Here is an 11,493-nt window from a genome sequence, read left to right on the forward strand (position 1 = left end):
CGTCGATGAGGAGCATGCTGCCGAGTCCGGCGTCGCGCATGCGTTCTAAGGCGCGCTCTTTGCGCTCTTCGCGCATCCGTTTCACGTCTATTCGTTGTTCCCAGTCGACGGCCATCGTGCCGCGGGTTCCACTCATGAACTCCCGCTCGTGGAAAGGCATGCGTGTAACAGACACGAACATCATATTAAATTGTTGGAGAAGGCGGAGACATTGCCGAGTTCTCTCGCCCACCGCGGCACGCGAGCATACCTCATGATTTATAGCACTATACGTGGACCGCAAGGTGTACGCATGTACAAGCACATAGCTTTGCTTGTCCGCCAGCAGGGGATGAGCCACGACGAGTTCGTCGAGTATTGGCAAAACAACCACACGCCGATTGCGCGCGAGATAGAGGGCGTCGTCCGCTATCAGACGGTCCTCCCGGTCGAACCCGACGTCGCCGAGTTCGACGGCCTCGCGGAACTCTACTTCGACGACCTCGACGCACTGCACGACGCACTCGGCAGCGAAGGGTCGCGCGACTACGACCCGGCGCAGGGGAAAGCCAAGGAAGCGAGAGAAGACGTCGACAACTTCCTCGACATCGAACGACGCCCGCGACTCATCGGCGAGGAGTTCGTCGAGAAAGACGAGACCGATGGCGACACGACGGGTCTCTACAAGCACTCCGCGTTCCTCGTCCGAAAAGACGGCATGACTCACGAAGAGTTCCTCGACCACTGGGCCAACGAACACGTTCCGCTCGCACGGGAGATTCCGGGCGTCGTCCGCTACGCCCGTGTCGTTCCGACGGACCCCGAGAACGCCGAGTTCGACGGCGTCGCAGAACTCTACTTCGAGAGCCTCGATGCGCTTCGCGCGGGTCTCGGCCACGAGTCGTCGCGGGACTACGACCCCGACCACCCGAAAGCCAAGGCACCGCGCGAGGACGTGGACAACTTCCTCTCGCTCGAAGACCGACCCCGGTTCGTCGGACAGGAGACGGTCCAGAAAGACGTGACGGGTGAGTGATGGACAGATGAGCGCCATCGACTATCGAGAACAGGTCGAATCCGCTTACCCAGAACTCGACGACATCGAGGACGCGGACCTCCGCGAGAGCGTCGTCGAAGCGTGGTGTCTCGGTCTCGAACGCGGCGGGTGGCGAGATATCGACGACATCCCCTACGCGTGGAACATCCACGAGGTGACCAACGTGGAGCACGTTCGCGGTGTGACCCGTATCGCACTCCGCGCGGCAGAAGAACAGCGTGACTTCCACGGCGCCGACCCCGACTTCGACGTCGTCGTCGCGGCGTGCCTCCTCCACGACGTCGGAAAGTGCTACGAGTACGTCGATTTCGTCGACGAGGAGACGCTGGATTCGCCCGACCCCGAGTACGCGACACAGGAAGTTCCGCACTCACTGTCCGGGTACGCCCTCGCACACGAAGTCGGGTGTCCGCTCGCCGTCCAACGTGCCATTCCGCACTTCATCGGCGAGATACCGACGCGAACGCTCGAGTCGGAACTCGTCAAGAGCGCGAACTCGGCTTCCTCGAACGCGATTACGCAGGCGACCATGGGCATCAGCCTGCAAGAGTGGGTCGAACAGTACTCACAGACGCAGTAACGCGACCAGAACACCCCAGAGGCACCTACACATTTACGTTTCACCCGGTCCACTTCGGGACGATGTACGACCGTGTCAACCTTTCCGACCTCGAACTGCACGAAAATACCATCGCGGACGGACGAGTTCGCGCCGTCGGTTACGAACTCCGGCCGAAGCAGATGCGTCCGTCGGTCTGGGTGTTCGAACCTGGCGAGCAGAGTACCAAACACTACCAGGAAGAACAAGAAGAACTCTATCACGTGCTCTCGGGGCGGTTCGAGATGGCGTTCTCCGACGACGAGGGAGACGAGACGGAGACGCTCACACTCGAATCCGGTGACGTGGTCGTGGTCTCACCCGACGAAGTCCGCCAACTCACCTGCCTCGACGCGGGTGAGGTGTTCATCGTCGGCGCACCGAACACGAAAGACGACGGTGTCGTCGTCGACTGAGCGAACGACGGCTTCTTCTCTGGTGTGGGGCGAACTGGCCCGCCCGCGTTCGCCCATCACTGAGCTATAAGGTAACAGGCAGCATACACGAGTGTATGGTCATCCCCGGCTACGACCCAGACGACCTCGACGAACGACTCGAAGAACTGCTCTCGGACCGTGACGTAGACCGGTATCTCACGGCCGACGAACGCGCGCGGTACGACGAAGGTGAGAGCCTCGTGGACCTCCTGTCAGCCGACGATATCCGTGACCTCCTCGACGAGGCGCCGACGACCGACAATTGACCTAGACGCCTAGACGGGGTCCAGCCCGCTTTCTTCTCGAAGGACGTTGATGTAGTCGCGGAACCCGGTTTCGAGGTCGTATTCGGGGTCGTACCCGAGGTCTTCTTGGGCCTTCGTCATGTCGAGGCGCTGGGTCCACGGGAGTTCGCCCTCGTCGGAGACGGTGAGGTCTGCGTCCGGGACGATTTGTTCGACCATCTCGGCGGCCTCGCGGATGGTGGCGAGTTCACCGCGGACGTTGTAGACGCGTTGCGTCAGGTCTTCGTCGGGCGTGAACGCGGCCTTCCGGAACGCCTGCGCGATGTCGCGGACGTGTTGCCAGTCGATGACTTGGTCGCCGTACTCGACGCTGAACGGTTCACCTAGCGCGGGTTTCTCGATGATGTTGGCGAGGAACGCCGACCCGCCTGTCTCACGGTAGGGGCCGTAGGCGACGGTCGGTCGGATAGCGACGTGTGAGACGCCGAAGTCCTCGTGATAGACGCGCGCTTGGTGCTCGTTGTACTCTTTGGTCGCGCCGTAGAGGGTGTCCGGATAGACGAGGTCAGATTCGGTGACGAAGTCGTCGCCGTAGTTGGTCGGTGGGGCGTAGACCGCCGCGGAAGAAGCCCACGCCACGCGCTCGACTTGGTCGGGGAGTGCCCGAGCGGCCTCGAAGATGTTGTTCGTCCCCATCACGTTCACGTCGAGGGCGGCGCGCGGGTTCTGCCGTGTAGTCGTCGTCAAGAGTGCGGCGAGGTGGATGATGTGCGTCGTCCCCGTCTCTTTGACTGCCCGAACCACGTCGGTCGGGTCGGTTACGTCGCCGCGTCGTATCGTCACGTCGTCGGCGATGCCCAGTTTCTCCAGGATGCGAGGGTCGGTCGAGAGGTCGTACGCGACGACGTCGTGTCCTTCCTCTACGAGGTCTCGTGCGACGTACGAACCGATGAAGCCGGTTCCGCCGGTGACCATCACGGTCGATGATGACATGCTATCGTACCTCTCATTGCGTATCAGAAAAGTGTTTCCGTGAGGGTTATTCTCCGGGGTTACTCGTGGAGGCCGCCGACCTCGGCGTAGAACGACGATTGGAGCGTCTCGGCCATATCGGGTTCGCGGTCGATGCGAACGTCGATGACCGTCGGTACGTCGCTTCCTCTCGCGTCGGCGAGTGCGTCACCGAGTTCACCCGGTGTCTCGACACGGACGCCCTCCGCGCCGAACGCCTCGGCGACTCTCGTGAAGTCCGTGTCGTGGAACTCGACGCCGGAGATGTCGTCGGGGCCGTGTTGCATCTGGCGAACCATCCCGAGACTGGTGTCGTTGAGGACGACGAACGTCGGCGCGACGCCGTGTTCGACAGCAGTCTCGACGCTGGTCATCGTCATGGCGAACCCGCCGTCGCCCGCGACGCCGATGACGTGCTTGTCCGTGGCGAGTGCTGCCGAGACGGCAGCAGGTGTCGCCCACCCCATCCCGCCGACGCCACCGGACCCGTAGTAGGTCTGGACGGCGGGAACCTGGAGGTAGTTGAGGAGCCAGAATCGGTTGTTCCCCGAGTCGGCCGTGACGATGGTGTCCTCGTCGACGACACGCTCGATTTCTTTGACTGCTCGTTGCGGGAGAATCGGCGCGGCGTCGGAGTCGCACTCGGGTGCGTGGAAGGAGGACTTGGCCGATTCGGCGCGGTCTGCTGCCCAGTCGTTGTCGTTGCCACCGGAGGCGGCGAGTTCGCGGAGTGACTCCGCGGCGTCGCCGATGAGGCCAACGTCGGCGGGGTAGACCCACCCAGCGTTTCGGGGGTCGATGTCGGCGTGGATGATGGTCTGTTCGTCGGGACGGATGAAGTCGGGAGACTGCCAGTTGGTGTCCATCGGATTCATCCGGCATCCGACGACGAGCAACACGTCTGCGTCGCTGACGAGTTGGTTCGCTCCCTCGTGGCCGAACGACCCGATGACGCCGCCGGCGAGGCGGTGCGTCTCGGGGAACGTCGACTTCCCGAGGTACGAAGTCACGACTGCCGCCTCGTACGCGTCGGCAACGTCTTGCAACTCGTCGTACGCCCCGGAGGCGTGGACGCCGTTTCCGGAGATGATGACCGGGCGCTCGGCCGCTTCGAGTGCTTCGACTGCCGCGGCAACGTCGCGCGCCGTCGGGGCGGCCTTCCACATCCGTGTCTGGGTTTCTTCGTCCCAGACCGGCGGGAGGACGTCGTCTGGGTACTCGTCGGTGACTGCGTCGCCATCGAGGATGACCGCAGTCGGCCCCGGGCGACCGGCAACCGCGTGTTTGAACGCGAGTTGCAGACTTCGAATCGTCTCTGTCGGCGTCCGCGGGAACCAGTGTTCCTTGGTGACAGCGTCGAGAATCTTCGGCAGGTCGAGGCCACCGTAGTCGCCGCGCGATTGCTGATACGGCGCGATAGTGGAGTAGTTGCCGCGCTCCGAGGCTTCGGTTATCGCGACCATCGGCGACGACGCGAGGCGCGCTTCCATCTGTCCGATGAGGCCGAGACTCCCAATCCACGGGCCCTGCCCGGCGAGGACGCCCGGCGTGCCGGTCAATCGACCGTGCATCTCCGCCATGACGCTCGCTTCTCGCTCGTCTCGTGGCCGGACGAGTTCGATGGTCGACTCCGGAAGGTCGTCGAACAGTTCGATGACCCGACCACCGGGATACCCGAAGACCCGTTCTACACCGAGTCGTTCCAGACTCTCGACGAGTCGCTCGCTGGTGTCCATCGGTCGCTCACGTCCTGTCCAGTTGGGTCGTCTCGTCGACGTAGAGGGTCGGTCCCTGCTCCATGTCGATGAACTCGGCGGCGTCGGCGTTCACACGCTCTCCGATTTCGGAACTGAACGCCGCCTTCAGTGCGTCCATGTCCTCGAAGTAGAGTTCGACGATGCCGTCGTACTCGGACCGTTCTGGACTCGTCGGGAGACTGGTTGCGTACTTCACGAGTCCGGGCAGGTCCTTCGCGAGTTCGGCGTGCGACCCGGTCCAGCGCTCGACGAACTCCTCGTGCGAGTAGTCCGGCTTGCGGACCACGAGATTGACCAATTTAATCATGCACGTCTGGTATCTCACTGGGGGGTACTTTGCTCTATCGCCGCCCACCGTGTTCGAACTAAATGAACATGCGTTCGAAGGGTTCGAACACATTTATGCATGGTGAGAACAGACGACATACGATGACTGACGAACAACGCCGTCCGGTGAAGACGGCGACGACGTCTTTCGCCATCCTCGAACGCCTCAAAGAACGAGGACCACTCGGACCGACGAAACTCGCCTCCGAACTCGGGTTGGCGAAGAGCACTGTGCACCGACACCTGAAGACTCTCGAACAGGAAGGGTTCGCCGTCCCGGACGAGGGTGGGTATCGTGTCGGCCTTCGCCTCCTCGACTTCGGCATCTACGCGCGCAACCAGCACCAATTCTACGAAGTCGCGAAACCGAAAGTCGACGAACTCGCCGAAGAGACCGGTGAGAAAGTGTGGTGTGTCACGGAAGAGCAGGGCCGAGGATTCCACCTCTACGGTGCGGCGGGCAAGCACTCAGTTCGGACACCTGCGAGAGAGGGGACGTGCTCGTACCTCCACCAACTCGCCGCCGGTAAAGCCATCCTCTCGGCGTTCCCCGACGAACGTGTCGAGGCCATCGTCGACCAGCATGGCCTCCCAGCGAAGACTTCTCACACGATTACTGACACCGACGAACTCTTCGAGGAGTTGCAGACGATTCGTGACCGAGGGTTCGCACTCAACCGCGAGGAAATCGTCCCGAAACTCCACGCCGTCGGTGTCGTCGTCACCGACCAAGACGGCTATCCAGTCGGTGCAATCAGTATCTCTGGTCCGTCGAACCGACTCAAGGGAGAACGGTTGACTGTCGACTTGGCAAACCTCCTCCTCGGCGCGGCGAACGAAGTCGAAATCAACCTCAACTTCTCCTGACCGACCGGGCCGTACCTTCTCGACGCACTCACTCTGTCGAACAGCAGTTCGAATAGCTCGAACAGTCGTCGTCGGAGAATTCCACCGTGTCGTGTAGCCATACGTTGTCACGCTGTCTCACTTCCGCGAATTCACGACGTTAGCGGCCGATTCTCTGTGTTCGAACTATTCGAACACAAGTGTCTGAAACAATCGTGATGAATGTGGGCAGAACCCCCCCAAAATATGCTGGGTGATTACATACATACTGATGTAATGGAGACGAACGAGTACCGACAGTCTTGGTCTCGGGAATGTTACTATCGTACGAATGTAATTGATTCCTGTGCAACTCGTCCATCGAACCTCGGTACCCCTCAGGTCGCCTGCTCGACTATGCTGGAAAACGAGAGAACGCACGTTTCAGTCTCTCTCGAGGGAGTTCGGTGCGGAGTGGGTTGGAACGACAATACGACTCGTTGGAGACTCGCCTCTCGTCGATTCACAGTGTCACTCTATCGAACAGACGTTCTATCGATTCGCACGTACGTTCTATTTTTGCGGACAGACGTTCGAAAGAGTGGAACGTAGGTCTAGCGGTTCGAGCGACCCACACGGGTCAAATTCCCATTGTGTGCGAAATACACGACGAAAATTCGCCTCTCTCCGGGAAGATTCTCCAACGAGGCCAGAAATCCGTACGTTCGTACCAAAATCAGGACGTCTGAAACCGTTCGAACTACTCGAACGTCAGCGCTCGTGCCACTCGGGTTCTCGGTCCTCGAAGAACGCGTCGATGCCTTCGTTCTTGTCTGGCCCGCCGAAGAGTTGAGAGAACAGTTCTGCTTCGTACTCGATTCCCTGCTCGAGGTCCATCCGCGAGGCGGCCTTGACCGCTTTCTTGGCGAATTCGAGGGCGACGGGACTCTTCGTCGCCATCATCTCGGCGAGTTCGTACACGCGTTCGTCGAACTCCTCGTCGCCGTATACTTCGTCTACGAGACCGATATCGGCGGCTTCGTCTGCGGAGATGAGTTCCCCGGTGAGGATGAGTCGCATCGCGTGCCCTTCGCCGACGAGGCGGGCGAGTCGCTGGGTTCCGCCCCCGCCGGGCATGATTCCGAGGTTTATCTCTGGTTGTCCTATCTTCGCGCGTTCGTGGGCGATACGAACGTCACACGCCTGTATCAACTCGCATCCGCCACCGAGAGCGTGCCCGTTGATGCGGGCGATGACTGGTTGCTTCAGGTCGTCGACGTACTCGTACACGCGGGGGCGTTTGCTCGCCTCACGTTGTTCGAGCATGTCTCGTTCTCTGAGTTCTTTCACGTCGGCACCCGCGACGAACGCTTTTGCTTCGTCTGCGCCAGTCAGGACGACGACGCGCGCGGAACTGTCTTCGACGGCGTCGAGGACGCGCTTGAGTTCCGCACGAAGGGTCGCGTTGAGCGCGTTTCGTGCGTCGGGGCGGTTCATCGTGACGGTGACGACGCCTTCGACTCTGTCGTCGACAGCCACGTCTACCGTCTCGCACTCCGCGGCGACTGCTTCGACGTCGCTCATCTGCTCATCACGTCCTCACTCACACCGACGATTTCGCCGTCTTCCCAGACGTAGAACCCTTCGCCGGTCTTCTTCCCGAGTTTGCCGGCACGCACCTTCCGCTTGAGAATCTGCGGCGGACGGAATCGCTCGCCGAGTTCTTCGCGGAGGTATTCGAGGATGCCAAGTCGAACGTCGAGGCCGACCACGTCACCCAGTTCGACGGGTCCCATCGGGTGGTTGTAGCCGAGTTCCATCGACGCGTCGATGTCACGCGGTGAGGCGACGCCCTCCTGGACCATCCGCATCGCTTCGACGCCGAGGGCGACACCGAGGCGCGAGGAGGCAAAGCCGGGCGAGTCGCCGACTTCGACGACAGTCTTGTCGATGCCTTCGACGTACTCCGTGGCGAATTCGAGCGTGTCTGTGTCGGTCTGTTCGGCGACCACGACTTCCACGAGGGCCATGATGTGGACGGGGTTGAAGAAGTGGAGGCCGATACCGCGTCCGGGGTCGTCGAGCGCGCTCATAATCTCCGTCACGGAGAGCGACGACGTGTTCGACGCGATGATGGTGTCGTCGCCGACGAGAGACTCCACTTCACTGACGGTGTCTTGTTTTAGGTCCATATCCTCGGGAACGGCTTCGACGACGAGGTCTGCACCCGTGACGGCCGCTTCGAGTGAGGTGGTTCCAGAGATACGTTCGAGTGTCTCCGACATCTCGGTAGGCGTCACCTTGTCCCGGTCGACGCCGCCCTGAAGGTTCCGCTCGATGGCGTCCAGACCGTTCTGGACGTACTCGTCTTCGATATCTCGCATGGTTACCTCGTGGCCGGCCATGGCAGACACCTGTGCGATGCCGTGGCCCATGGTCCCAGCGCCGAGTACACTAACGTGCATTATGCAAACAGGATTCGGGAACCATCATAATCGTTTGCCTCTCTTCTGACGAAGATTCAAGACGGATGGTGTCACACCACTGCGTATGAGCGGTTCCATAGAGCGAGCAGTCGTCGTCGACGCAGTGCGAACGCCGCAAGCCAAGAAGGGCGGCGGGTTCGCCGACCTACACCCCGAAGACCTCGTCATCTCGATTCTGGACGCACTCTCCGACCGAACCGGCGTCGAACCCGAGGAGTGGGTCGACTTCCGACTCGGGTGTGCGAATCAAGAAGCAGAACAAGGCAGGAATCTCGCACGGCAGTCACTCTTGGCTGGTGGCTTTCCCGACTCTATTCCCGGCGCGACATTGTCGCGTCTCTGCGGGTCGTCGCTGACGACGCTGAACGACGCCGCACGCGCAATCGAGGCTGGTGATGGCGACGTGTATCCGATTGCTGGGGTCGAACACATGTCCAGTGTGCCGTTCTCCGATTGGCTTCACCCCTCGTTGAAAGAGCGATACGACGGCGGTGGGTCGCTCTCGATGGGCATGACCGCAGAGACGGTTGCCCGACGGTACGATGTCTCCCGCGCCGACCAGGACGCGTTCGCCCTCCGCTCACACGAGCGAGCAATCGCGGCCCGAGACTCCGGCCGATTCGCCGACGAAATCGTCCCAGTCGAGACTCCAGATGGAACCGTCGAACACGACGAAGGACCGCGAGAAGACACGTCGATGGAGGTTCTCGAATCACTCCCGACGGTCTTCGCGGACGACGACGACGCGTCGGTCACGCCCGGTAATGCGTCACCCCTGACTGACGGGGCGGCCGGTGCCCTCGTGACCTCGGAGAGGTACGCCGAAGAAAACGACCTCCCTATTCTCGGACGAGTCGTCTCCCGCGCAGTCGTCGGCGTCGACCCGGAAGTCATGGGTATCGGCCCGGTCCCCGCGACGCGCGCGGCACTCGACGAGGCAGGATTGACAATCGACGAGATGGACCTCGTCGAACTCAACGAGGCGTTCGCCTCGCAGAGCCTCTACTGCAAACGAGAACTCGGCATCGACGACGACAAATTGAACGTCAACGGTGGTGCAATCGCCCTCGGCCACCCACTCGGTTGCTCGGGCGCACGCATTGCGACGACACTCTTGCACGAACTCGACCGGCGTGACGGTCGGTACGGCCTCGCGACCATGTGTGTCGGGTTCGGACAGGGTGTCGCGACAGTGTTCGAACGAGTCTGAAAGAGGAGTGCCGGGGGCGAGCGTCAGCGCTGTGCTGCAGTCGGGACCACTTTGAATCCGTATCGGACGACGCTCTCTTGCTCGTAGATACGGCGTGGCACTGCGACGACGCGGTCACCGATGGTCGGCGTTCCAGCAGGCGAGTGGACAACTTGTGCAGGGACGCTCACGGACTCTTCACCGTCCGGGCCGTCGAACGCGACGATGGCGACGCCGAACGACCCGGAGCGTTGCTGTTGTTCGACGAACTCGGGCGGCGCACCTCCCTGTCCGATTGCTGTCGCTGCCTCGACAGTGCCCTCGCCCGAGAGGACCGTCTCATCGTAGCCTTCGAGCGACCCGCACGCTGCGCACGCTCCTTCAGGCGGGAACGCGAGCGAGTCGCACTCGCGGCAGCGTCCCGCGACCAGTCTGTGGCGTTGCGGAATCGTCTGTCGCCACGTCGGCACACTCACGTACGCGCCGCCGCCCTCGGGTTCCTCACCGGTGATGGTACCGCGTCGGCGCAATGCCTCGGCGTACGAGAGTTCGCTGTCGCCGTCGAGCACTGCGTCGACTGGCGTGTCTCCCGTTGCCGAGAGCGAGAGTGCAGTCGCACCCGCACCGCCGCCCCATCCGACGAGGAGTATCGACTCTGCCCCGTCTTCGAGGGCGGACGCGAGGCCAAGGAATGGTCCTGCTGCGCCAGTGTCGCCAGTCTGCGAGACGATGGTTCCCGCGTGGATTTGCGTCGTCGAGACACCGACGGCACCTGCAGCGCGGTACGGGAGTTTCCCATCGGGCGACGTGAGCGCGGCAGCATCGACGTCGGAGACGTCGGTATCGAGGGCGTCGACTGCGCCAGCGACTGCCGACGTGAACGCGTCGCGTTCGTACTGCGTGATGCCGATAGACGCTGTTTCGGCCTCCCCGCGCTGGCGGAACCGGCTCCCCGGATACGGGTCACTGTATTCACCCACGCTGTCGACGGTGAGTGGTCCGTCTTCGGTGAGGACGACTCCTGCTGCGCCGGCACCCGCACCAGCGCCCTCGTCGCTCTCGGGTGCGCCTTGCGGGGCGTCGGAGACGACGACCAGTGCAGGTCCCGAGACGTCGAGCGTGGCGGCGAGCGCAACTGCGCCTGCGCTGGTTCCGCCGCCGTACTGCCGCGTCGTCGCAGTCGGCGTGACGCCGAGGAGCGACGCGAGACGAACGGTCGCTTCTTCTTCGTCGGCCGGTGGGGCCGTCGTCGCGAATGCGAGGTGTTCGAGTTTGCCTGCGTCGATATCTGCGGCCGCGAGCGCACGCCGTCCTGCCTCGGTAGCCATCGTCAGCGTGTCTTCGTCGGCGTCTGCGACGGCCACGCGTTCGACACCTGCGGCACCGCCTTTGCCCCACGCCTCGCGGTAGGCGTCTGCGGGCAGGAACAGTCGAGGGACGTACGCGCCCACGCCGGCGATGCCGTTCATAACACACCTCCTTCGAGGACGTGAACGACTGCAGCACCGCCCGAACCACCAACGTTGTGGGTAAGACCGACCTTCGCGCCCGACACCTGTCGGTCGTCGGCGTGGCCGGTGAG

12 protein-coding genes and 1 pseudogene are annotated in these 11,493 nt (G+C 62.3%); 6 read left to right on the forward strand and 7 right to left on the reverse strand.

Going from position 1 to position 11,493, the window contains the following annotated elements; all coding sequences use genetic code 11:
• Positions 1-136: pseudogene (locus AUR66_RS21205) on the reverse strand (aminopeptidase P family protein); the annotation flags it as partial.
• Positions 137-292: 156 nt separating this feature from the next.
• On the opposite strand from AUR66_RS21205, the gene AUR66_RS10355 reads away from it, so the two are divergent.
• The 4 genes from AUR66_RS10355 (at position 293) to AUR66_RS10370 (ending at position 2,337) form a co-directional block, all read left to right on the forward strand.
• On the forward strand, positions 293-1,015 hold the full coding sequence (locus tag AUR66_RS10355; protein WP_058572354.1) for an EthD domain-containing protein: 723 nt from the start codon (positions 293-295) through the stop codon (positions 1,013-1,015).
• 7 nt (positions 1,016-1,022) lie between these two features.
• Positions 1,023-1,616 carry an HD domain-containing protein gene (locus tag AUR66_RS10360; protein ID WP_058572355.1) on the forward strand — a complete coding sequence of 198 codons (594 nt, stop codon included), beginning with the start codon at positions 1,023-1,025 and terminating at the stop codon, positions 1,614-1,616.
• Between the two features lie 62 nt (positions 1,617-1,678).
• On the forward strand, positions 1,679-2,050 hold the full coding sequence (locus AUR66_RS10365; RefSeq protein WP_058572356.1) for a cupin domain-containing protein: 372 nt from the start codon (positions 1,679-1,681) through the stop codon (positions 2,048-2,050).
• Between the two features lie 95 nt (positions 2,051-2,145).
• A complete protein-coding gene (locus tag AUR66_RS10370; RefSeq protein WP_058572357.1) occupies positions 2,146-2,337 on the forward strand; it encodes a hypothetical protein in 192 nt (63 codons plus the stop codon).
• A gap of 9 nt (positions 2,338-2,346) precedes the next feature.
• On the opposite strand, the gene AUR66_RS10375 is transcribed toward AUR66_RS10370, so the two are convergent.
• From AUR66_RS10375 to AUR66_RS10385, 3 genes are all read right to left on the reverse strand, one after another.
• The gene (locus tag AUR66_RS10375) at positions 2,347-3,291 is read right to left on the reverse strand and encodes an NAD-dependent epimerase/dehydratase family protein (protein WP_058572358.1); all 945 of its coding nucleotides are present in this window, start codon (positions 3,289-3,291) and stop codon (positions 2,347-2,349) included.
• A 77-nt stretch (positions 3,292-3,368) separates the two neighbouring features.
• Positions 3,369-5,063, reverse strand: a complete 1,695-nt coding sequence (locus AUR66_RS10380; protein WP_058572359.1) for a thiamine pyrophosphate-binding protein — start codon at positions 5,061-5,063, stop codon at positions 3,369-3,371.
• A 7-nt stretch (positions 5,064-5,070) separates the two neighbouring features.
• Positions 5,071-5,391 (reverse strand): EthD domain-containing protein, encoded by a 321-nt coding sequence (locus AUR66_RS10385; RefSeq protein WP_058572360.1) that lies wholly within the window; start codon positions 5,389-5,391, stop codon positions 5,071-5,073.
• A gap of 122 nt (positions 5,392-5,513) precedes the next feature.
• Between AUR66_RS10385 and AUR66_RS10390 the strand changes: the two genes are divergently transcribed.
• On the forward strand, positions 5,514-6,278 hold the full coding sequence (locus tag AUR66_RS10390) for an IclR family transcriptional regulator (RefSeq protein ID WP_058572361.1): 765 nt from the start codon (positions 5,514-5,516) through the stop codon (positions 6,276-6,278).
• A gap of 729 nt (positions 6,279-7,007) precedes the next feature.
• Here the strand turns inward: AUR66_RS10390 and AUR66_RS10395 are convergent.
• Together AUR66_RS10395 and AUR66_RS10400 are read right to left on the reverse strand one after the other, a co-directional pair.
• The gene (locus AUR66_RS10395; RefSeq protein ID WP_058572362.1) at positions 7,008-7,820 is read right to left on the reverse strand and encodes an enoyl-CoA hydratase/isomerase family protein; all 813 of its coding nucleotides are present in this window, start codon (positions 7,818-7,820) and stop codon (positions 7,008-7,010) included.
• Positions 7,817-8,701, reverse strand: a complete 885-nt coding sequence (locus tag AUR66_RS10400; RefSeq protein WP_058572363.1) for a 3-hydroxyacyl-CoA dehydrogenase family protein — start codon at positions 8,699-8,701, stop codon at positions 7,817-7,819. The genes AUR66_RS10395 and AUR66_RS10400 overlap by 4 nt, the downstream gene beginning before the upstream one ends.
• Positions 8,702-8,786: 85 nt before the next feature.
• Between AUR66_RS10400 and AUR66_RS10405 the strand changes: the two genes are divergently transcribed.
• A complete protein-coding gene (locus tag AUR66_RS10405) occupies positions 8,787-9,932 on the forward strand; it encodes a thiolase family protein (protein ID WP_058572364.1) in 1,146 nt (381 codons plus the stop codon).
• 23 nt (positions 9,933-9,955) lie between these two features.
• Here the strand turns inward: AUR66_RS10405 and AUR66_RS10410 are convergent, their stop codons facing one another.
• Positions 9,956-11,380 carry a zinc ribbon domain-containing protein gene (locus AUR66_RS10410; RefSeq protein ID WP_058572365.1) on the reverse strand — a complete coding sequence of 475 codons (1,425 nt, stop codon included), beginning with the start codon at positions 11,378-11,380 and terminating at the stop codon, positions 9,956-9,958.
• Positions 11,381-11,493 lie beyond the last annotated feature (113 nt).

The sequence above is a fragment of the Haloferax profundi genome (assembly GCF_001469865.1).
Lineage (GTDB): Archaea > Halobacteriota > Halobacteria > Halobacteriales > Haloferacaceae > Haloferax > Haloferax profundi.